We start from the raw sequence: 18,490 nt of genomic DNA on the forward strand, positions 1-18,490 counted from the left end.
ATATTTATATTTAATAATTAATAATTAATAATTATGTCTGGGTTAATTGGTAGAAAAATCGGCATGACTAGCATTTTCGACGAGAACGGGAAGAATATTCCTTGTACAGTAATCGAAGCTGGACCATGCGTTGTTACCCAAGTCAGAACCAAAGGTGTTGACGGGTATGAAGCGTTGCAACTTGGTTTCGATGACAAAAACGAGAAACATTCCACAAAAGCGGCTTTAGGTCACTTTAAAAAAGCGGGAACTGTAGCTAAGAAAAAAGTCGTTGAATTCCAGGATTTCGCAACAGAACAAAAATTAGGAGATCTTATTGATGTTTCTATTTTTTCTGAAGGAGAATTTGTAGATGTACAAGGTGTGTCTAAAGGTAAAGGTTTTCAAGGGGTTGTAAAACGTCACGGTTTTGGTGGTGTTGGTCAAGCAACTCACGGTCAACACAACCGTTTAAGAGCGCCGGGTTCTGTAGGAGCTTCTTCTTATCCATCTAGAGTATTCAAAGGAATGCGTATGGCTGGAAGAATGGGAGGAGACAATGTAAAAGTTCAAAACCTTAGAGTTTTAAAAGTAGTGGCTGATAAGAACCTACTTGTTATAAAAGGATGTGTTCCTGGTCATAACAACTCTTACGTAATCATTCAGAAGTAATGGAAGCAAAAGTATTAGATTTCAACGGAAAAGATACTGGAAGAAAAGTTCAACTTTCTGATTCAGTATTTGGTATAGAACCAAACAATCACGCAGTATACCTTGATGTAAAGCAATATCTTGCTAATCAAAGACAAGGAACGCACAAAGCTAAAGAAAGAGCTGAAGTTGCGGGAAGTACGCGTAAGATTAAAAAACAAAAAGGAACTGGTACTGCTCGTGCGGGTAGTGCAAAGAATCCATTGTTTAAAGGTGGTGGAACAGTTTTCGGTCCAAGACCAAGAAGTTATTCATTCAAATTGAATAAAAGCTTGAAACGTTTGGCAAGAAAATCTGCTTTCTCAATCAAAGCAAAAGAGTCGAACATTATCGTACTTGCAGACTTTGAATTTGAAACACCAAACACTAAAAATTTCATCAACGTTTTGAAAGCTTTAGAGTTAGAAAATAAAAAATCCCTGTTTGTGTTGGGTGATGTAAATAAAAATGTATATTTGTCGTCACGCAATTTAAAAGGCTCTAGTGTGGTAAGTAGCTTAGAATTAAGTACTTACGCTATCTTAAACGCTAATAATTTAGTGCTTTTAGAGAGTTCTTTGGAGATAATTGAAGAAAATTTAAGTAAATAATAGGATATGAGCATCATAATTAAGCCTATAGTAACGGAAAAAGTAACCAAAGAAAGTGAAGTTTTAAACCGCTTCGGATTTGTTGTTGACAAAAAAGCAAATAAAGTACAAATTAAGAAAGCTGTTGAAGCTGCTTATGGAGTAACTGTTTTGAGTGTTAACACAATGAACGTAAGACCGGATAGAACTACTAAATACACTAAAAGTGGTTTAATCAGTGGAAAGACTAATGCAATTAAAAAAGCAATTGTTCAAGTACAAGAAGGAGAAACAATTGATTTTTACAACAATATCTAAGATAAAATGTCAGTAAGAAAATTAAAACCTATTACCCCAGGTCAGCGATTTAGAGTTGTGAATGGTTATGACGCCATTACAACTGATAAGCCGGAACGCTCTTTGATAGCGCCGATAAAAAACTCTGGTGGTAGAAATAGTCAAGGAAAGATGACCATGCGTTATACGGGTGGTGGTCACAAGCAGAGATATCGTATCATTGATTTTAAACGTACAAAAGAAGGAATTCCTGCGACGGTTAAATCAATTGAATATGATCCAAATCGTACTGCATTTATCGCATTATTAGCATATGCTGATGGTGAGAAAACGTATATTATTGCTCAAAACGGATTGAAAGTTGGTCAGAAATTAGTTTCTGGTCCAGAATCTCAACCGGAAATTGGTAATACATTACCTTTAAGTAGAGTTCCACTTGGAACTGTTATTTCTTGTATCGAATTGAGACCAGGACAAGGGGCGGTAATCGCTCGTTCTGCTGGAACATTTGCTCAATTAATGGCAAGAGATGGAAAATATGCTACAATTAAAATGCCTTCTGGAGAAACAAGATTAATCTTGTTGACTTGTTCGGCTACAATTGGAGCGGTTTCTAATTCAGACCACCAATTAGTTGTGTCAGGAAAAGCTGGTAGAACAAGATGGTTAGGAAGAAGACCTAGAACAAGACCTGTTGCAATGAACCCTGTCGATCACCCAATGGGTGGTGGTGAAGGACGTTCTTCTGGTGGACATCCACGTTCAAGAAATGGAATACCAGCTAAAGGTTATAGAACTCGTTCTAAGAAAAACCCGAGTAACAAGTATATCGTAGAACGTAGAAAGAAATAATAAGATATGGCACGTTCATTAAAAAAAGGACCTTTCGTTCACTATAAGTTAGACAAGAAAGTTCAAGAAAACATTGCTGGTGGAAATAAAGGAGTAGTAAAGACATGGTCTAGAGCTTCTATGATTACTCCAGACTTTGTTGGGCAAACAATCGCAGTTCATAACGGTCGTCAATTTGTACCAGTTTACGTAACAGAAAACATGGTAGGTCACAAATTAGGAGAATTTTCACCAACTAGATCTTTTAGAGGTCATGCTGGAGCAAAAAATAAAGGTAAAAAATAAGAAGCAATGGGAGTTCGTAAAAGAGAAACAGCAGATGCGAGAAAAGAGGCTAATAAGTCTATTGCTTTCGCAAAATTGAATAACTGCCCTACTTCACCTAGAAAAATGCGCTTAGTAGCGGACTTGGTAAGAGGTCAGAAAGTAGAAAGAGCACTAAACATCTTAAGATTTAGTTCTAAAGAAGCTTCAAGAAAATTAGAAAAATTGGTTTTATCTGTTATTGCCAACTGGCAAGCAAAAAACCCTGAAGCTAATATGGAAGAAGCAGGTTTATTTGTTAAAACGATTACAGTAGATGGTGGAATGATGTTGAAAAGACTTCGTCCAGCACCACAAGGTCGTGCGCACAGAATAAGAAAACGTTCTAATCACGTAACAATCGTGCTTGGATCTATTAATAACACACAAGCAATTTAATACAAGATGGGACAAAAGACAAATCCAATTGGAAATAGACTTGGTATCATCAGAGGATGGGACTCAAACTGGTATGGTGGAAATGATTACGGTGATAAACTTGCCGAAGATCACAAAATCAGAAAGTACATCCATGCTCGTTTATCAAAAGCTAGTGTATCAAAAGTAATCATCGAGAGAACTTTAAAACTTGTAACCGTTACTATCACTACTGCAAGACCAGGTATCATTATCGGGAAAGGCGGACAAGAGGTAGACAAGTTAAAAGAAGAACTTAAGAAAATTACTGACAAAGAGGTTCAAATCAACATCTTTGAAATTAAAAGACCTGAACTTGACGCGTATCTAGTTGCTACAAGCATCTGTCGTCAAATCGAAAGCAGAATTTCTTACAGACGTGCAATCAAAATGGCTATTGCTGCTTCTATGCGTATGAACGCTGAAGGTATCAAAGTTTTGATTTCTGGTCGTTTGAATGGTGCAGAGATGGCTCGTTCAGAAGGTTTCAAAGAAGGTAGAATTCCTCTATCAACTTTCAGAGCTGATATTGATTATGCTTTGGCTGAAGCTCATACTACTTATGGTAGAATGGGAATCAAAGTGTGGATCATGAAAGGTGAAGTTTATGGAAAGAGAGATCTTTCTCCACTTGCCGGAATGGACAAAAAACAATCTGGTGCTGGTGGTAAAGGTGGTGATTCTCCTAGAGGAGATAGAAAACCTTTTAACAAAGGAGGAAAACCAGACGCTCGTAAACGAAAGTAAATTTTTAAACTAAAGAAAAATGTTACAGCCTAAAAGAACAAAATACCGTAAGGTACAAAAAGGTAAAATGAAAGGGAACTCTCAAAGAGGACATGAACTTTCTAATGGAATGTTTGGTATTAAATCTGTACATGAAGATGGAATGTTCTTAACCTCTCGTCAAATCGAAGCTGCGCGTATTGCTGCAACTCGTTTTATGAAAAGAGAAGGACAATTATGGATCAAAATATTTCCAGACAAACCTATCACTAAGAAACCTCTTGAGGTACGTATGGGTAAAGGTAAAGGTGCCGTTGAATATTGGGCAGCTGTTGTTAAACCCGGAAGAATTATGTTTGAAGTTGGAGGAGTACCTTTGTCAGTTGCAAAAGAGGCGTTACGTCTTGCAGCTCAAAAGCTTCCAGTAAAAACTAAATTCGTCGTTGCTAGAGATTTCGAAGCATAATTTATATTATATTATGAAACAATCAGAAATAAAAGATCTTTCTGCAGCGGAGTTGCAAGAAAAACTTAGCCAGACTAAGAAGGCATATGCCGACCTAAAAATGGCTCACGCTATTTCTCCAATTGAGAACCCACTTCAAATTAGAAGTGTAAGAAGAACAGTTGCAAGATTAGCTACGGAACTTACTAAAAGAGAGTTGCAATAATTGTAATCTGCTGAAAGATGGAAGAAAAAAGAAATTTAAGAAAAGAAAGAGTTGGTGTTGTAACTTCAGACAAAATGGATAAATCTATTGTAGTTGCTGAAGTGCGTAAAGTAAAACACCCATTATACGGTAAGTTCGTGTTGAAAACTAAAAAGTATCACGCACACGACGAAAAGAACGACTGCAACATTGGAGATACTGTAAGGATTAGCGAAACGCGTCCTATGAGTAAAACAAAATGTTGGAGGTTAGTTGAAATCCTAGAAAGAGCTAAATAATTATGGTACAACAAGAATCAAGACTAAAAGTAGCAGATAACACTGGAGCAAAGGAAGTTTTAACTATCCGTGTTTTAGGAGGTACCAAAAGAAGGTATGCCTCTGTTGGTGACAAGATTGTAGTTTCTATCAAAGATACTGCTCCTAACGGAAGCGTTAAAAAAGGAGCTGTTTCAACTGCAGTTGTTGTACGTACCAAAAAAGAAGTAAGAAGAGCCGATGGTTCATACATTAGATTTGATGACAACGCATGTGTGTTATTGAATGCTGCTGGTGAAATGAGAGGAACTCGTGTTTTTGGTCCGGTAGCAAGAGAACTTCGTGAAAAACAATTCATGAAAATTGTATCATTAGCACCAGAAGTGCTTTAATTCGTTTTTAAGATGATAAAGCTAAAAATAAAATCAGGTGACATCGTAAGAGTAATTGCTGGAGACCATAAAGGTGCTGAAGGTAAGGTATTACGTGTGTACCGTGAGAAAAACAAAGCGATTGTTGAAGGTGTAAACATGGTTTCAAAACATACGAAACCTAGTGCAAAAAGCCCTCAAGGTGGTATCGTAAAGAAAGAAGCTTCTATACAAATATCTAATATTTCTTTAATTGATCCTAAAACTAAGGAAACAACTAGAGTTGGTATTAGAGTAGAAGGAGATAAGAAAGTAAGATTTTCAAAAAAATCTAATCAAGTACTATAGTAATGGCGTATATACCTAGACTAAAAGAAGAATATAAGAGCAGAGTAATTGCTGCTCTTAAAGAGGAATTCGGATACGTAAACGTAATGCAAGTTCCAAAATTGGAAAAAATCGTTTTAAGTAAAGGAGTTGGTGCAGCTGTATCTGATAAAAAACTAATTGACTATGCAGTTGATGAGTTAACAAAGATCACTGGACAGAAAGCAGTATCTACAATTTCAAAGAAAGACGTTGCGTCATTCAAATTGAGAAAAGGGATGCCTATTGGAGCAAAAGTTACTTTGCGTGGAGAAAAGATGTATGAGTTTTTAGATAGACTTATTACTTCAGCTTTGCCACGTGTAAGAGATTTCAGTGGTATTAAAGCTACTGGATTTGACGGAAGAGGAAATTACAACCTTGGAGTTTTGGAGCAAATCATTTTCCCGGAAATTGATATTGACAAAGTTAACAAAATTTCAGGAATGGATATCTCTTTTGTAACTAGTGCAAAAACAGATAAAGAAGCAAAGTCTCTATTGACAGAATTAGGATTACCTTTTAAAAAGAATTAAGACATGGCTAAAGAATCAATGAAAGCCCGCGAGGTTAAGAGAGAAAAAACAGTAGCTAAGTATGCTGAGAAAAGAAAAGCTTTGTTAGAAGCTGGAGATTTCGTAGGTTTGCAAAAGTTACCTAAAAATGCTTCACCAGTTCGTTTACACAATCGTTGTAAATTAACAGGTAGACCAAGAGGGTATATGCGTCAATTCGGTCTTTCACGTGTTACATTTCGTGAAATGGCAAATAACGGATTGATACCTGGTGTTAAAAAAGCATCTTGGTAAGACGTAATTTATTGCGTCCTGATACAGACTTAACTTACGTTTTGTCTGTATCATAAAAATTTATAAATTGGTTTCAGGTTCGGCAAATAGTTTGTTGAAAACCAAAACCGCAAATTAATACACATGTATACAGATCCTATTGCAGATTACTTGACAAGAGTTCGTAATGCTGTGGCTGCAAACCACAAAGTTGTTGAAATTCCTGCATCTAATCTAAAAAAAGAAATAACTAAGATCTTATTTGATCAAGGTTATATCTTGAGTTACAAATTTGAAGACAACGCTGTTCAGGGTTCAATCAAAATTGCTTTAAAGTATGATAAAGATACTAAAGAGTCAGTAATTAAAGATATCCAAAGAATTAGTAAACCAGGTTTACGTAAGTATTCAGGTTCTTCATCTATTCCAAGAATCCTTAACGGATTAGGAATTGCTATTGTTTCTACATCAAAAGGTTTGATGACAGGAAAGAAAGCCAGACAGTTAAATGTTGGTGGTGAAGTAATTTGTTACGTTTACTAATCATTAAAATAGTAGAAGATGTCAAGAATAGGTAAAAATCCGGTTGTAATCCCTGCTGGTGTAACTGTTGAAGTTGCAAATGGTATTATTACAGTAAAAGGAAAAAATGGTCAACTTACACAGGAGTTTTCGGACGTTACTGTTACGGTTGAAGGCGATTCAGTTCAAGTAGACAGATCGTCTGATCATAAAGATCAAAGAGCAAAACACGGTTTATATAGATCTTTAATCAATAACATGATTATTGGTGTAAATGAAGGTTTTACAAAATCTTTAGAATTGGTTGGAGTTGGTTATAGAGCTTCAAATCAAGGACAAAAGTTAGATTTAGCTCTTGGATATTCTCACAATATTGTTTTAGAAATTGCTCCAGAAGTAACTTTAGAAACTATATCTGAAAAAGGTAAAAACCCAATCGTTAAATTAACATCATTTGACAAACAACTTTTAGGTCAGGTAGCTGCGAAAATCAGAGGTTTCCGTAAGCCAGAACCGTATAAAGGAAAAGGTGTTAAATTCGTAGGTGAAGTATTAAGAAGAAAAGCAGGTAAATCAGCTTAAAAAATAAGATTATGTCATTAACAAAACCTGAAAGAAGACAAAGAATTAGATTCAGAATTAGAAAAACAATTAGTGGTACTGCTACTAATCCAAGACTATCTGTATTTAGAAGTAACAAAGAAATTTACGCTCAACTTATTGATGATGTAAACGGAATTACTTTATTGGCGGCTTCTTCAAGAGAAAAAGAAATAGGTAACGGTACGAACATTGAAGTTGCTACAGCAGTTGGAAAACTAGTTGCTGAAAAAGCTTTAAAAGCTGGGATAGACGTAGTAACTTTCGATAGAGGAGGTTATTTATATCACGGTCGTATTAAATCATTAGCGGAAGGCGCAAGAGCGGCTGGACTTAAATTCTAATATAGTATGTCTAATAGTAAATACAAGAATGTAGAGTTAGTAAAACCAAGTGGTCTTGAATTAAAAGATCGTTTGGTAAGTGTAAATCGTGTTACTAAGGTTACAAAGGGAGGTAGAGCTTTTGGTTTTTCTGCTATTGTAGTTGTAGGTGATGAAAATGGAGTGGTTGGACACGGATTAGGAAAATCTAAAGATGTTTCTGAAGCAATTGCGAAAGCAGTAGAAGATGCAAAGAAAAATTTAGTTAAAATTCCTTTGAATGGTCAATCAGTACCTCACGAACAAAAAGGTAAATTTGGTGGTGCACGTGTATTCTTAATTCCTGCCTCTCATGGTACAGGAGTTATTGCTGGTGGAGCTGTTCGTTCAGTTCTTGAATCAGTAGGAATTCATGATGTATTATCTAAATCACAAGGATCATCAAATCCTCACAACGTAGTTAAGGCAACTTTTGATGCTTTATTGCAAATGAGAAGTGCTTATACTGTTGCAAAACAAAGAGGCGTTTCTTTAGAAAAAGTTTTTAAAGGTTAATTCAAGGAAATTATGGCTAAATTATTAGTAAAACAAGTTAGAAGCAAAATCAACTGTCCTCTTACTCAAAAGAGAGGATTAGAAGCTTTAGGTCTACGTAAAATGGGACAAGTTGTAGAGCATGATTCAAACCCTACAATCCTTGGGATGATAAATAAAGTTAAACACTTAGTTTCTGTTGAAGAAACTAAATAACAAATACTGTTATGAATTTAAGTAACTTACAACCTGCTGAAGGTTCTACACACAATCAAAATAAAAGATTAGGTAGAGGAGAAGGTTCTGGAAAAGGTGGTACTTCTGCAAGAGGTCACAAAGGAGCAAAATCTCGTTCTGGTTATTCTAAAAAGATTGGTTTTGAAGGTGGTCAAATGCCACTTCAAAGACGTGTGCCTAAGTTTGGTTTCACAAACATCAATCGTAAAGAATACGAAGGTGTTAATCTTGATACACTTCAATTATTAGTAGATAATGGTGTAATAACAGATTCTGTTGATATGACAGTTTATGTTGCTAATCGTTTAGCTACTAAAAATGAAATCGTTAAGATTTTAGGAAGAGGAGAATTGACAGCGAAATTAAAAGTAACCGCTCACAAATTTACTGCTACTGCAAAAGCTGCTATTGAAGCTGCTGGTGGAGAAGCTGTAACAATATAATTTTTCTATTAAGATGAAGAAATTTATTGAATCATTAAGTAATGTTTGGAAAATTGAAGAACTAAAAAATAGAATCCTAATCACCTTAGGTCTTCTTTTAGTTTATCGTTTTGGAGCACACGTTACACTTCCTGGAATTGATGCAACTCAATTAAACAGTTTAGCTGGCCAAACCAAAAATGGTATTGGATCTATTCTAGACATGTTTACAGGAGGTGCTTTCTCTAAAGCTTCAGTTTTTGCTTTAGGTATAATGCCATATATTTCTGCATCTATTGTTGTTCAGTTAATGGGAATTGCGATTCCATATTTACAAAAACTTCAAAATGACGGAGAAAGTGGTAGAAAGAAGATTAATCAAATTACCCGTTGGCTAACAATAGGTATTACTTTGGTTCAAGGTCCAACATACATTTATAATTTGTATAGAACTTTGCCTAGTAGTGCATTTTTGTTAGGATTTAATTCATTTGAATTCTTATTTTCTTCAGTAATAATCTTAGTTACTGGTACAATATTTGCCATGTGGTTAGGAGAAAAAATTACTGACAAAGGTATTGGTAACGGTATATCATTGTTGATTATGGTTGGTATCTTGGCTAGATTGCCTCAGGCATTTATTCAAGAATTCACAACTAGAGTTACTAATAATAATGGTGGACCAATGTTATTGGTTATTGAAATTATCATTTGGTTATTAGTTATTATTGCTTGTGTATTGCTTGTTATGGCTGTTCGTAAAATACCTGTTCAGTATGCTCGTCGTACGTCTTCAGGGGATTATGAGCAAGATTTAATGGGTGGTAATAGACAATGGATTCCATTGAAGCTTAATGCTTCTGGAGTTATGCCTATCATCTTTGCTCAAGCAATTATGTTTATTCCTGCTGCAGTGGCAGGTTTATCTAAATCAGATGCATCACAATCAATTGTTGGCGCTTTTAGTAATATGTTTGGATTTTGGTATAATTTTGTTTTTGCAACGTTAATAGTTGTATTTACTTTCTTTTATACTGCAATTACAGTTCCTACTAATAAAATGTCTGATGATTTAAAGAGAAGTGGTGGTTTTATTCCTGGTGTTAGACCAGGAGTTGAAACTTCTGATTTTCTTGACAAGGTAATGTCTTTAATAACTTTTCCAGGATCTTTATTTCTTGCTTTGATAGCTGTGTTCCCAGCAATTGTTGTGAGTCTTATGGATGTTCAACAATCTTGGGCAATGTTTTTTGGAGGTACTTCATTAATAATTATGGTTGGTGTTGCCATAGATACAATTCAACAAATCAATTCATACTTGTTAAACAAGCATTATGATGGTTTAATGAAGAGTGGTAAAAATAGAAAGGCAGTAGCTTAACTTATGGCAAAACAATCAGCAATAGAACAAGACGGTTCAATCATTGAAGCATTATCAAATGCTATGTTCCGTGTAGAGTTAGAAAATGGACATATTGTAATCGCCCATATATCTGGAAAAATGCGTATGCATTACATCAAATTATTACCTGGTGATAAAGTGAAACTAGAAATGAGCCCTTACGATTTGTCAAAAGCAAGAATTACTTATAGATATTAAAGGATATTCAAAATGAAAGTTAGAGCTTCAGTAAAAAAGAGAAGTCCCGAGTGCAAAATTGTGCGAAGAAAAGGGAGATTGTACGTAATAAACAAAAAGAATCCTAGATTTAAACAAAGACAAGGATAATTATGGCAAGAATAGCAGGGGTAGATATCCCAAAAAATAAGAGAGGTGTTATAGCACTTACCTATATCTTCGGATTAGGAAGCAGTAGAGCTATTGAGATTTTAGAAAAAGCTCAAGTTAGCCAAGATAAAAAAGTTCAAGACTGGAATGATGATGAGATCGGAGCAATTCGTGAAGCAGTATCAGCTTTCAAAATTGAAGGAGAATTACGTTCTGAGGTTTCTTTAAACATCAAACGTTTAATGGATATTGGATGTTATAGAGGTATCCGTCATAGAACTGGTCTTCCATTAAGAGGACAAAGAACTAAAAACAACTCTAGAACAAGAAAAGGTAAGAGAAAAACTGTTGCCAACAAGAAAAAAGCAACTAAATAATAAGTAATATGGCTAAAGCAACTGCAAAAAAACGTAAAGTTATCGTTGAATCAACGGGAGAAGCTCATATTTCTGCTACTTTTAACAATATCATCATTTCTTTGACTAACAAAAAAGGTGAAGTTATTTCTTGGTCTTCAGCTGGTAAAATGGGTTTTAGAGGTTCTAAAAAGAACACTCCATATGCAGCCCAAATGGCAGCAGAAGATTGTAGTAAAGTAGCTCTTGAAGCTGGACTTAAAAAAGTAAAAGTTTATGTAAAAGGACCAGGAAACGGACGTGAGTCTGCTATTCGTTCTTTGCATAACGGTGGAATTGAAGTTACAGAGATTATAGATGTTACTCCAATGCCTCACAACGGATGTCGTCCTCCTAAAAGACGTAGAGTTTAGTACTCAAAATATTTATAGTATAACATAGGTAGAATATAGATTATCGAAGGATATGACCTGAATTCATAATCTCTACCTTAAATTTTTTAAAATGGCAAGATATACTGGTCCAAAAACCAAAATCGCTCGTAAATTTGGCGAGGCAATTTTCGGAGACGATAAAGCTTTCGAAAAAAGAAATTACCCACCTGGACAACACGGGATGGCTAAAAAAAGAGGAAAAAAATCTGAATATGCTGTCCAGTTAATGGAAAAGCAAAAAGCTAAATATTCTTACGGAATATTAGAAAAACAATTCAGAAACTTATTCGAAAAAGCATCAGCAACTAAAGGTGTTACTGGTGAAGTTCTTTTGCAATTGTGTGAAGCAAGATTAGATAACGTTGTTTTTAGAATGGGTATTGCTCCTTCTAGACGTGGTGCTCGTCAAATCGTTTCACACAGACATGTTACTGTAAACGGAGAAAATGTAAATATTCCTTCTTACCACTTGAAACCAGGTGATGTAGTTGGAGTTCGTGAAAAATCTAAATCATTAGAAGCTATCGAACGTTCTTTATCAAATTCAAGTCATGTTTATGAATGGATTACTTGGAATAATGAAACTAAATCAGGTACTTTTGTTACTGTTCCTGCTAGACTTCAAATTCCAGAAAACATCAAAGAACAATTAATCGTAGAGTTGTACAACAAATAATAATTGACTTAGTCGAAATTTATGGCAATATTTAATTTTCAGAAGCCCGATAAAGTTATCATGATCGATTCAACCGATTTTGAAGGCAAATTTGAATTTAGACCTTTAGAACCTGGTTACGGATTGACTGTTGGTAATGCACTTAGAAGAGTTTTGCTTTCAGCATTAGAAGGTTATGCAATTACATCTGTTCGCATTGAAGGTGTAGATCATGAGTTTTCTACTATTTCAGGAGTTGTTGAGGACGTTACCGAAATTATTCTTAATCTTAAACAAGTACGTTTCAAACGTCAAATTGAAGATATAGATAATGAATCAGTTACTATTTCTGTTTCAGGTAAAGATCAATTAACAGCTGGTGATTTTCAAAAATTTATTTCAGGTTTTCAAGTTTTGAATCCAGAACTAGTTATCTGTAATTTAGATAGTAAAATCAAACTTAATTTCGATTTAACTATCGAAAAAGGTAGAGGATATGTTCCTGCTGAAGAGAACAAAAAACAGAATGCTGCAATTGGAACTATTTTTACAGATTCAATTTTTACTCCGGTAAAAAATGTAAAATATGCGATTGAAAACTTCCGTGTAGAGCAAAAAACAGATTACGAAAAATTAGTTTTTGAGATAAAAACTGATGGTTCAATCAATCCAAAAGATGCTCTTACTGAAGCTGCAAAAGTTTTAATTCACCATTTCATGTTGTTCTCTGACGAAAGAATTACACTCGAGGCTGACGAAATTGCACAAACAGAATCTTATGATGAAGAGTCATTACATATGAGACAATTGCTAAAAACTAAGCTTGTTGATATGGATCTTTCTGTTAGAGCATTAAATTGTTTGAAAGCGGCTGAAGTTGATACACTTGGTGATTTAGTATCGTTCAATAAAAATGACCTAATGAAATTCCGTAATTTTGGTAAAAAATCTTTAACTGAACTTGATGAGCTTGTTGCAGTTAAAAATTTAAACTTCGGTATGGATTTAGCAAAATACAAACTAGATAAAGAATAATCTAATCCGCCTTGGCGGATTAAATTTCATAAAGCAATGAGACACGGAAAAAAATTCAATCACTTAAGCAGACAGACTGCGCATAGAAAATCTATGTTAGCTAATATGGCTTGTTCTCTTATCGAGCACAAACGTATTAACACTACTGTTGCTAAAGCAAAAGCGCTTAAACAATTTGTTGAGCCTTTAATAACAAAATCAAAAGAAGATACGACTCACAATCGTCGTATCGTTTTTGCTTACTTACGCAGCAAATATGCGGTAACTGACTTGTTCAGAGACGTAGCTGCTAAAGTAGGAGACCGTCCAGGTGGATACACTCGTATCATTAAAGTTGGAAATCGTTTAGGAGATAATGCTGATATGGCAATGATCGAATTAGTAGATTTCAATGAACTTTATAATGGCGGTAAAAAAGAAGTTAAAAAAGCAAAAAGCCGTCGTGGTGGTAAAGCTAAGAAAGCTGATGAAGCTACTGAAGCCCCAGTTGCTGAAACTGAAACTACTACAGACACTGCTGAATAATTATGAAAATAATCATTCTATAAAAATCAAGGATAAGCTAATACTAGTTTATCCTTTTTTTTTGATTTTTTTTAATTTCAAGAGTACAACATTATATGTTTAGAGGGACTTTTGACCTGCTTTTTGCTACATCTTTTTCTTGTTTTCTTTCTTCGTTCGAATAACAAGAAAAAGGATGCCGCTTTAAACGAAGTTCACTAAATTCCTATAAAAAATAGAAGAAGTGAGGTAATCAGGGCTAATTTTGAACGTTTGTTTTATAGGAAGTTTCAAAAAGATATGTTCGAGAGTTCAAAAGCTATATTTTTTTAGATATAATGGGTGCTTTATGTTTTAAAATATAAATTTTAAAAAACATTGCATCCATTGTTTTAAAGAATTAAATTTGCACAATATTTAACTACACATGAAACGAGTTTTTTCGAGTTACATGAGACTATTAAAAAAATAATAGAAACCAAAGAATGAAATATACAACACGACAAAAAGCAATTCTTCTATTAAGTGACGGAACCATATTCCATGGTAAATCTATTGGAATAAGTGGAACTACTTTTGGGGAAGTTTGTTTTAACACAGGAATGACAGGTTACCAAGAAATATTTACGGACCCTTCTTATTTTGGTCAATTAATGGTAGCCACTAATGCCCATATTGGGAACTATGGAGTAAACGATTCAGAAGTTGAATCAAAAAGTATTAAAATTGCTGGTTTAGTTTGTAAAAACTTTAGCTTCAATTATTCTCGCGAAGGTGCTTCAGGGAGTTTAGAAGACTATTTTATTAAACAAAACCTTATCTGTATCTCTGATGTTGATACACGTGCTCTGGTAAGCTACATACGTGACAATGGTGCTATGAATGCTGTAATTTGTACAGACGAAACACCAATCGAAGAACTAAAAATCGCATTGGCAAAAGTGCCAGACATGAAAGGCTTAGAATTAGCTTCTAAAGTTTCTACTAAAGAGCCTTACTTTTTTGGTAATGAGAATGCAACCTATAAAATTTCTGCACTTGACTTAGGAATTAAAACGAACATCCTTCGTAACCTTGCTAAAAGAGATTGCTACATCAAAGTATTCCCTTTTGATTCATCTTACCAAGATCTAGTTGCATTTAATCCAGATGGCTATTTTTTATCTAATGGACCTGGTGATCCAGAACCTCTTTCTGGAGCTATTCAAGTTGCAAAAGAAATTCTTGAAAACGATAAACCTTTATTCGGAATCTGTCTCGGGCATCAAGTAATTGGTTTGGCAAACGGAATTTCAACTTATAAAATGTTTAACGGTCACAGAGGAATAAACCATCCTGTTAAAAATATCATTACTGGAAAAGGAGAAATTACTTCTCAAAATCATGGATTTGCCGTAAATAAAGAAGAACTGGATAATCATCCTGACTTGGAAATCACACATCTTCACTTAAACGATGGAACAGTTGCAGGCATGCGTATGAAAAACAAAAATTGTTTCTCCGTTCAATACCACCCAGAAGCAAGTCCTGGGCCACATGATTCTTCTTATTTATTTGATCAATTTATACAAAACATAAAAGGCTAAAATTGGAATAGCATTCCATATAGCTTTGAGGTTTTAAAAAGGGTTTGACTTTTAATTAAGTCAAACCCTTTTTTTGTTGAATGATGTAAACTTACATGCCGAAAGGGTAGGTTTCAGGAATTTCGTGTCCATCCGGTTGAATATGTATCGGATGTAATGCGCTTGTTTCGTCGAGAAAAATGAAGGCATCGTATCTTTCTGGTAGTATTGTAGGAACATAATTTCCGAATCTTTCATGCTCTGGATTATAAACTACTCCGATGGCACGATGTCCAATATAAGAAGAAAGGCATTTTTCGTTTTTTATTTTATTCAGTAATACTAATTTATTTTTTCCGTCACCTGCAAGATGAAAAGCATGTTCCCAACTTCCTGCAACAGCTTCCGGAACTTTTATTTTTCGCATTGAATCGCCCCATTCTCTTCCGGCAACCACACTTCCTTTATAAGATCCAAATCCTACGGCGACAACTCCATCACTCAAATGTTGTTCTCGTACTAACTGACCCACATTTACCATGCCCTCGGAGGACATTTCAGTAGCACGTGCATCGCCTATGTGGGTATTGTGTTCCCAAACTATTATTTTCGCTTCTTTTCCATGGAATTTCATAAGCCGTTCTATAGTGGAAACCATGTGCTCGTCCCTAATATTCCAAGATGCGGAGCCTCTTTTTATCATAGCGCGATAATAATTTTCGGCATTTCTGGCAATGAATGCGTTTTGTTCCGTGCTTAAAACATTTTCCGGATCATGATTGTAGTTGGGAACATTTTTTATTATTTCCGTCAGTAGTTGCAGGATTTCCTTTTCACATAATTCCGGTACGAATGAAGAGGCTCTGGCGTAAGTTTGGCCTTCATCTCTGTTGTAAGGCTCAAAGCATTTCATGGCTGTTTTTGCAACTGCTAGTGCTTTAGGGTCATTCTTTTCTAAATAGAGAATGATGGAGTTCATGGATTCCCTAAAGCTGTAGACATCCAGACCATAAAATCCTATTCTCTTATCAGCGGATAGATCTTCGTTATAAATCTTGAGCCAATCTATGAATGCTGCAGTTTCCCAATTTGCCCACATCCATGTAGGCCATCTTTTAAATTCATTCATGACACTGTAGATGTCTTTTCCCGAATCTAAATATCCTTTTGCATACCGATTCACACGATAGCAATCGGGCCAATCGCCTTCGACTCCTACAAATGAAAATCCTTTTTCTTTTATTAGTCGTTGTGTGATTTTAGCTCTCCAGGTATAATATTCGTGTGTTCCATGTGAGGCTTCGCCCAAAAGGACATATTTAGCGTCTCCGATAGAATCGATTAATGGATCTAAATCTGTCGTATTTTCTAATGGAGAAGATGTTTTGTTCAATAACTCTACAATTTCACTAGAATTGATTAAATTGTTACGGTTTTTTAAAGTTTCCATTACATTTTTATTTTTTTAATTTATTGATTGAATTGTCAAAGTTTTTAATTAAAAATTTTTCGATATGAAGAGTGTTTGTTGCTTTTTTTTAAATGAATATAAAGTTAGGTTATATTGTTGATAATGAGGTATTTTTGATTAATTTATTCGTTAAAATTAATTTATTTTAGTTTAAAATTAGCATTGCTAATTTTGGTCAAAGTGATGTAGATTTGGTTGTTTGTATTTTAATGGAATGAAAAAAAATAACAGATAATGTAAAAATAAATTCTTAAAATAGCTTAAATGTTTTGTTTGTGAAAAAATTATAACGTTTTCGTTAATAAGATTCATTATTTTCATAAAATGATTACAAAAGATAGAATATATTTGTATTTTAAAATTTAAATTTTAGTATTATGAGTATAATTATCAAAATTCACGCAAGACAAATTTTTGATTCAAGAGGAAATCCTACAATTGAAGTAGATGTAATTACAGACAATGGTGTTTTAGGAAGAGCTGCTGTACCATCTGGAGCTTCAACTGGAGAACATGAAGCAGTTGAATTACGTGATGGAGGAAAAGCTTTTCTTGGAAAAGGAGTTTTGAATGCTGTGAAAAATGTTAATACCATTATTTCTGAAGAACTTGTAGGAGTTTCAGTTTTCGAACAAAATGTTATTGATCAAATGATGATTGATTTAGATGGTACTCCAAATAAATCTAACTTAGGGGCAAATGCAATTTTAGGTGTTTCTCTTGCTGTAGCAAAAGCTGCTGCTAATGAATTAGGTTTGCCTTTATACAGATACGTAGGTGGTGTTTCTGCGAATACATTGCCTGTTCCAATGATGAATATCATCAATGGAGGTTCACATTCTGATGCGCCTATCGCATTTCAAGAATTTATGATTTTCCCAGTGAAAGCAACATCTTTTTCACATGCAATGCAAATGGGAACTGAAATTTTTCATAGTTTGAAAAAAGTTTTACACGATAGAGGTCTTTCAACTGCAGTAGGTGATGAAGGTGGTTTTGCACCAAATCTTCCTGGAGGAACTGAAGATGCTTTAGATACGATTAAAAAAGCAGTTGAAACTGCAGGTTATACTTTTGGAGATGAAATCATGATTGCTTTAGATTGCGCTTCTGCGGAGTTTTATGTAAATGGTAAATACGATTATTCTAAATTTGAAGGAGAAACCGGTAAGATTAGATCTTCTGCTGAACAAGTAGATTATTTAGCTGAACTAGTTTCTAAATATCCAATTATTTCTATCGAAGATGGAATGGATGAGAATGACTGGGATGGATGGAAATTGCTTACGGATAAAATTGGGGATAAAGTACAATTAGTTGGGGATGATTTATTCGTTACAAATGTGGAGCGTTTGTCAACTGGTATTGAAAAAGGAATTGCTAATTCTATTCTTGTAAAAGTAAATCAAATTGGAACTTTGACTGAGACTATTGCAGCAGTTAACATGGCTAAAAATGCAGGGTATACTTCAGTAATGTCACACCGTTCAGGAGAGACAGAAGACAATACAATTGCAGATTTAGCGGTAGCTTTAAATTGTGGTCAAATTAAAACAGGTTCAGCTTCTCGTTCCGATCGTATGGCTAAATACAACCAATTATTAAGAATTGAGGAAGAATTAGGAAACACTGCTTATTTTCCTGGTTTAAATGCTTTCAAAATAAAATAATTCAGAATATTGTCTAGTCCTGAAAAAACGATACAGGATTAATAAAAAATAAAAGTACAATTTTTAAACAGTAGTAAGCTCCGGTTTACTACTGTTTTTTGTTTTATAGGTTCTCATTTTAATTAT

The 18,490-nt window shown here is 34.5% G+C and carries 31 protein-coding genes; 30 read left to right on the plus strand and 1 reads right to left on the minus strand.

Going from position 1 to position 18,490, the window contains the following annotated elements:
• Window positions 1-33 precede the first annotated feature (33 nt).
• The 29 genes from rplC to carA all read left to right on the plus strand — a co-directional run bounded on the left by rplC (window position 34) and on the right by carA (window position 15,244).
• Window positions 34-651 carry a 50S ribosomal protein L3 gene (gene rplC / locus ACM55I_RS09900; RefSeq protein ID WP_099713444.1) on the plus strand — a complete coding sequence of 206 codons (618 nt, stop codon included), beginning with the start codon at window positions 34-36 and terminating at the stop codon, window positions 649-651.
• Window positions 651-1,280 carry a 50S ribosomal protein L4 gene (rplD, locus tag ACM55I_RS09905; RefSeq protein WP_416846624.1) on the plus strand — a complete coding sequence of 210 codons (630 nt, stop codon included), beginning with the start codon at window positions 651-653 and terminating at the stop codon, window positions 1,278-1,280. The genes rplC and rplD overlap by 1 nt, the downstream gene beginning before the upstream one ends.
• Window positions 1,281-1,286: 6 nt before the next feature.
• On the plus strand, window positions 1,287-1,577 hold the full coding sequence (gene rplW, locus ACM55I_RS09910; protein WP_104000023.1) for a 50S ribosomal protein L23: 291 nt from the start codon (window positions 1,287-1,289) through the stop codon (window positions 1,575-1,577).
• 6 nt (window positions 1,578-1,583) lie between these two features.
• A complete protein-coding gene (gene rplB / locus ACM55I_RS09915; RefSeq protein ID WP_144893902.1) occupies window positions 1,584-2,408 on the plus strand; it encodes a 50S ribosomal protein L2 in 825 nt (274 codons plus the stop codon).
• Between the two features lie 6 nt (window positions 2,409-2,414).
• Window positions 2,415-2,693, plus strand: coding sequence for a 30S ribosomal protein S19 (gene rpsS / locus ACM55I_RS09920; RefSeq protein WP_007136562.1), 279 nt, complete (start codon window positions 2,415-2,417; stop codon window positions 2,691-2,693).
• Between the two features lie 6 nt (window positions 2,694-2,699).
• On the plus strand, window positions 2,700-3,110 hold the full coding sequence (rplV, locus tag ACM55I_RS09925) for a 50S ribosomal protein L22 (RefSeq protein WP_066081038.1): 411 nt from the start codon (window positions 2,700-2,702) through the stop codon (window positions 3,108-3,110).
• A 6-nt stretch (window positions 3,111-3,116) separates the two neighbouring features.
• Window positions 3,117-3,875 carry a 30S ribosomal protein S3 gene (gene rpsC / locus ACM55I_RS09930; RefSeq protein ID WP_035668118.1) on the plus strand — a complete coding sequence of 253 codons (759 nt, stop codon included), beginning with the start codon at window positions 3,117-3,119 and terminating at the stop codon, window positions 3,873-3,875.
• A gap of 19 nt (window positions 3,876-3,894) precedes the next feature.
• Window positions 3,895-4,320 (plus strand): 50S ribosomal protein L16, encoded by a 426-nt coding sequence (rplP, locus tag ACM55I_RS09935; RefSeq protein WP_007803637.1) that lies wholly within the window; start codon window positions 3,895-3,897, stop codon window positions 4,318-4,320.
• A 13-nt stretch (window positions 4,321-4,333) separates the two neighbouring features.
• Window positions 4,334-4,525: a 50S ribosomal protein L29 gene (gene rpmC / locus ACM55I_RS09940; protein WP_035668115.1), complete on the plus strand. Its 192-nt coding sequence runs from the start codon at window positions 4,334-4,336 to the stop codon at window positions 4,523-4,525.
• Between the two features lie 17 nt (window positions 4,526-4,542).
• Window positions 4,543-4,803, plus strand: a complete 261-nt coding sequence (rpsQ, locus tag ACM55I_RS09945; protein WP_039110222.1) for a 30S ribosomal protein S17 — start codon at window positions 4,543-4,545, stop codon at window positions 4,801-4,803.
• 2 nt (window positions 4,804-4,805) lie between these two features.
• On the plus strand, window positions 4,806-5,174 hold the full coding sequence (gene rplN, locus ACM55I_RS09950) for a 50S ribosomal protein L14 (protein ID WP_026717863.1): 369 nt from the start codon (window positions 4,806-4,808) through the stop codon (window positions 5,172-5,174).
• A gap of 12 nt (window positions 5,175-5,186) precedes the next feature.
• Window positions 5,187-5,501, plus strand: coding sequence for a 50S ribosomal protein L24 (gene rplX / locus ACM55I_RS09955; RefSeq protein ID WP_035668111.1), 315 nt, complete (start codon window positions 5,187-5,189; stop codon window positions 5,499-5,501).
• A 2-nt stretch (window positions 5,502-5,503) separates the two neighbouring features.
• Window positions 5,504-6,055: a 50S ribosomal protein L5 gene (gene rplE / locus ACM55I_RS09960; protein ID WP_035668110.1), complete on the plus strand. Its 552-nt coding sequence runs from the start codon at window positions 5,504-5,506 to the stop codon at window positions 6,053-6,055.
• A 3-nt stretch (window positions 6,056-6,058) separates the two neighbouring features.
• Window positions 6,059-6,328 (plus strand): 30S ribosomal protein S14, encoded by a 270-nt coding sequence (gene rpsN, locus ACM55I_RS09965; protein WP_007136553.1) that lies wholly within the window; start codon window positions 6,059-6,061, stop codon window positions 6,326-6,328.
• 123 nt (window positions 6,329-6,451) lie between these two features.
• Window positions 6,452-6,850 carry a 30S ribosomal protein S8 gene (rpsH, locus tag ACM55I_RS09970; protein ID WP_039110221.1) on the plus strand — a complete coding sequence of 133 codons (399 nt, stop codon included), beginning with the start codon at window positions 6,452-6,454 and terminating at the stop codon, window positions 6,848-6,850.
• An 18-nt stretch (window positions 6,851-6,868) separates the two neighbouring features.
• On the plus strand, window positions 6,869-7,411 hold the full coding sequence (rplF, locus tag ACM55I_RS09975; RefSeq protein ID WP_039110220.1) for a 50S ribosomal protein L6: 543 nt from the start codon (window positions 6,869-6,871) through the stop codon (window positions 7,409-7,411).
• Between the two features lie 11 nt (window positions 7,412-7,422).
• The gene (gene rplR / locus ACM55I_RS09980) at window positions 7,423-7,773 is read left to right on the plus strand and encodes a 50S ribosomal protein L18 (protein WP_416846626.1); all 351 of its coding nucleotides are present in this window, start codon (window positions 7,423-7,425) and stop codon (window positions 7,771-7,773) included.
• 6 nt (window positions 7,774-7,779) lie between these two features.
• The gene (gene rpsE / locus ACM55I_RS09985) at window positions 7,780-8,307 is read left to right on the plus strand and encodes a 30S ribosomal protein S5 (protein ID WP_035668102.1); all 528 of its coding nucleotides are present in this window, start codon (window positions 7,780-7,782) and stop codon (window positions 8,305-8,307) included.
• Window positions 8,308-8,319: 12 nt separating this feature from the next.
• Window positions 8,320-8,502 carry a 50S ribosomal protein L30 gene (gene rpmD / locus ACM55I_RS09990; RefSeq protein ID WP_035668100.1) on the plus strand — a complete coding sequence of 61 codons (183 nt, stop codon included), beginning with the start codon at window positions 8,320-8,322 and terminating at the stop codon, window positions 8,500-8,502.
• 11 nt (window positions 8,503-8,513) lie between these two features.
• Window positions 8,514-8,966, plus strand: a complete 453-nt coding sequence (gene rplO, locus ACM55I_RS09995) for a 50S ribosomal protein L15 (RefSeq protein WP_039110218.1) — start codon at window positions 8,514-8,516, stop codon at window positions 8,964-8,966.
• A gap of 13 nt (window positions 8,967-8,979) precedes the next feature.
• A complete protein-coding gene (gene secY / locus ACM55I_RS10000; protein ID WP_039110217.1) occupies window positions 8,980-10,326 on the plus strand; it encodes a preprotein translocase subunit SecY in 1,347 nt (448 codons plus the stop codon).
• 3 nt (window positions 10,327-10,329) lie between these two features.
• Entirely contained in the window at window positions 10,330-10,545 is a 216-nt protein-coding gene (infA, locus tag ACM55I_RS10005; protein WP_007136545.1) for a translation initiation factor IF-1, read from the plus strand.
• Window positions 10,546-10,557: 12 nt separating this feature from the next.
• A complete protein-coding gene (gene ykgO, locus ACM55I_RS10010; RefSeq protein WP_008992256.1) occupies window positions 10,558-10,674 on the plus strand; it encodes a type B 50S ribosomal protein L36 in 117 nt (38 codons plus the stop codon).
• Between the two features lie 2 nt (window positions 10,675-10,676).
• The gene (gene rpsM / locus ACM55I_RS10015) at window positions 10,677-11,051 is read left to right on the plus strand and encodes a 30S ribosomal protein S13 (protein WP_039110216.1); all 375 of its coding nucleotides are present in this window, start codon (window positions 10,677-10,679) and stop codon (window positions 11,049-11,051) included.
• A gap of 8 nt (window positions 11,052-11,059) precedes the next feature.
• The gene (gene rpsK, locus ACM55I_RS10020) at window positions 11,060-11,443 is read left to right on the plus strand and encodes a 30S ribosomal protein S11 (protein ID WP_024981527.1); all 384 of its coding nucleotides are present in this window, start codon (window positions 11,060-11,062) and stop codon (window positions 11,441-11,443) included.
• A gap of 91 nt (window positions 11,444-11,534) precedes the next feature.
• Window positions 11,535-12,140 (plus strand): 30S ribosomal protein S4, encoded by a 606-nt coding sequence (gene rpsD, locus ACM55I_RS10025; protein ID WP_039110215.1) that lies wholly within the window; start codon window positions 11,535-11,537, stop codon window positions 12,138-12,140.
• 21 nt (window positions 12,141-12,161) lie between these two features.
• Window positions 12,162-13,154: a DNA-directed RNA polymerase subunit alpha gene (locus tag ACM55I_RS10030; RefSeq protein WP_039110214.1), complete on the plus strand. Its 993-nt coding sequence runs from the start codon at window positions 12,162-12,164 to the stop codon at window positions 13,152-13,154.
• A gap of 36 nt (window positions 13,155-13,190) precedes the next feature.
• Window positions 13,191-13,679, plus strand: a complete 489-nt coding sequence (gene rplQ / locus ACM55I_RS10035) for a 50S ribosomal protein L17 (protein WP_035668085.1) — start codon at window positions 13,191-13,193, stop codon at window positions 13,677-13,679.
• 464 nt (window positions 13,680-14,143) lie between these two features.
• Entirely contained in the window at window positions 14,144-15,244 is a 1,101-nt protein-coding gene (carA, locus tag ACM55I_RS10040) for a glutamine-hydrolyzing carbamoyl-phosphate synthase small subunit (protein WP_416846627.1), read from the plus strand.
• Window positions 15,245-15,335: 91 nt separating this feature from the next.
• On the opposite strand, the gene ACM55I_RS10045 is transcribed toward carA, so the two are convergent.
• On the minus strand, window positions 15,336-16,673 hold the full coding sequence (locus tag ACM55I_RS10045; protein ID WP_416846628.1) for an erythromycin esterase family protein: 1,338 nt from the start codon (window positions 16,671-16,673) through the stop codon (window positions 15,336-15,338).
• A gap of 398 nt (window positions 16,674-17,071) precedes the next feature.
• Here ACM55I_RS10045 and eno point away from each other — a divergent pair, with 398 nt between their 5' ends.
• The gene (gene eno / locus ACM55I_RS10050) at window positions 17,072-18,364 is read left to right on the plus strand and encodes a phosphopyruvate hydratase (RefSeq protein WP_039110212.1); all 1,293 of its coding nucleotides are present in this window, start codon (window positions 17,072-17,074) and stop codon (window positions 18,362-18,364) included.
• Window positions 18,365-18,490 lie beyond the last annotated feature (126 nt).

Source organism: Flavobacterium algoris, from assembly GCF_048158525.1.
In the GTDB taxonomy this organism is placed as follows: Bacteria; Bacteroidota; Bacteroidia; order Flavobacteriales; family Flavobacteriaceae; genus Flavobacterium; species Flavobacterium algoris.

Bases quoted from the DNA above. Each gene is read 5' to 3' on its own strand.
- rplC (WP_099713444.1), top strand. From the start codon at position 34: ATGTCTGGGTTAATTGGTAGAAAAATCGGCATGACTAGCATTTTCGAC.
- rplD (WP_416846624.1), top strand. From the start codon at position 651: ATGGAAGCAAAAGTATTAGATTTCAACGGAAAAGATACTGGAAGAAAA.
- rplW (WP_104000023.1), top strand. From the start codon at position 1,287: ATGAGCATCATAATTAAGCCTATAGTAACGGAAAAAGTAACCAAAGAA.
- rplB (WP_144893902.1), top strand. From the start codon at position 1,584: ATGTCAGTAAGAAAATTAAAACCTATTACCCCAGGTCAGCGATTTAGA.
- rpsS (WP_007136562.1), top strand. From the start codon at position 2,415: ATGGCACGTTCATTAAAAAAAGGACCTTTCGTTCACTATAAGTTAGAC.
- rplV (WP_066081038.1), top strand. From the start codon at position 2,700: ATGGGAGTTCGTAAAAGAGAAACAGCAGATGCGAGAAAAGAGGCTAAT.
- rpsC (WP_035668118.1), top strand. From the start codon at position 3,117: ATGGGACAAAAGACAAATCCAATTGGAAATAGACTTGGTATCATCAGA.
- rplP (WP_007803637.1), top strand. From the start codon at position 3,895: ATGTTACAGCCTAAAAGAACAAAATACCGTAAGGTACAAAAAGGTAAA.
- rpmC (WP_035668115.1), top strand. From the start codon at position 4,334: ATGAAACAATCAGAAATAAAAGATCTTTCTGCAGCGGAGTTGCAAGAA.
- rpsQ (WP_039110222.1), top strand. From the start codon at position 4,543: ATGGAAGAAAAAAGAAATTTAAGAAAAGAAAGAGTTGGTGTTGTAACT.
- rplN (WP_026717863.1), top strand. From the start codon at position 4,806: ATGGTACAACAAGAATCAAGACTAAAAGTAGCAGATAACACTGGAGCA.
- rplX (WP_035668111.1), top strand. From the start codon at position 5,187: ATGATAAAGCTAAAAATAAAATCAGGTGACATCGTAAGAGTAATTGCT.
- rplE (WP_035668110.1), top strand. From the start codon at position 5,504: ATGGCGTATATACCTAGACTAAAAGAAGAATATAAGAGCAGAGTAATT.
- rpsN (WP_007136553.1), top strand. From the start codon at position 6,059: ATGGCTAAAGAATCAATGAAAGCCCGCGAGGTTAAGAGAGAAAAAACA.
- rpsH (WP_039110221.1), top strand. From the start codon at position 6,452: ATGTATACAGATCCTATTGCAGATTACTTGACAAGAGTTCGTAATGCT.
- rplF (WP_039110220.1), top strand. From the start codon at position 6,869: ATGTCAAGAATAGGTAAAAATCCGGTTGTAATCCCTGCTGGTGTAACT.
- rplR (WP_416846626.1), top strand. From the start codon at position 7,423: ATGTCATTAACAAAACCTGAAAGAAGACAAAGAATTAGATTCAGAATT.
- rpsE (WP_035668102.1), top strand. From the start codon at position 7,780: ATGTCTAATAGTAAATACAAGAATGTAGAGTTAGTAAAACCAAGTGGT.
- rpmD (WP_035668100.1), top strand. From the start codon at position 8,320: ATGGCTAAATTATTAGTAAAACAAGTTAGAAGCAAAATCAACTGTCCT.
- rplO (WP_039110218.1), top strand. From the start codon at position 8,514: ATGAATTTAAGTAACTTACAACCTGCTGAAGGTTCTACACACAATCAA.
- secY (WP_039110217.1), top strand. From the start codon at position 8,980: ATGAAGAAATTTATTGAATCATTAAGTAATGTTTGGAAAATTGAAGAA.
- infA (WP_007136545.1), top strand. From the start codon at position 10,330: ATGGCAAAACAATCAGCAATAGAACAAGACGGTTCAATCATTGAAGCA.
- ykgO (WP_008992256.1), top strand. From the start codon at position 10,558: ATGAAAGTTAGAGCTTCAGTAAAAAAGAGAAGTCCCGAGTGCAAAATT.
- rpsM (WP_039110216.1), top strand. From the start codon at position 10,677: ATGGCAAGAATAGCAGGGGTAGATATCCCAAAAAATAAGAGAGGTGTT.
- rpsK (WP_024981527.1), top strand. From the start codon at position 11,060: ATGGCTAAAGCAACTGCAAAAAAACGTAAAGTTATCGTTGAATCAACG.
- rpsD (WP_039110215.1), top strand. From the start codon at position 11,535: ATGGCAAGATATACTGGTCCAAAAACCAAAATCGCTCGTAAATTTGGC.
- ACM55I_RS10030 (WP_039110214.1), top strand. From the start codon at position 12,162: ATGGCAATATTTAATTTTCAGAAGCCCGATAAAGTTATCATGATCGAT.
- rplQ (WP_035668085.1), top strand. From the start codon at position 13,191: ATGAGACACGGAAAAAAATTCAATCACTTAAGCAGACAGACTGCGCAT.
- carA (WP_416846627.1), top strand. From the start codon at position 14,144: ATGAAATATACAACACGACAAAAAGCAATTCTTCTATTAAGTGACGGA.
- ACM55I_RS10045 (WP_416846628.1), bottom strand. From the start codon at position 16,673: ATGGAAACTTTAAAAAACCGTAACAATTTAATCAATTCTAGTGAAATT.
- eno (WP_039110212.1), top strand. From the start codon at position 17,072: ATGAGTATAATTATCAAAATTCACGCAAGACAAATTTTTGATTCAAGA.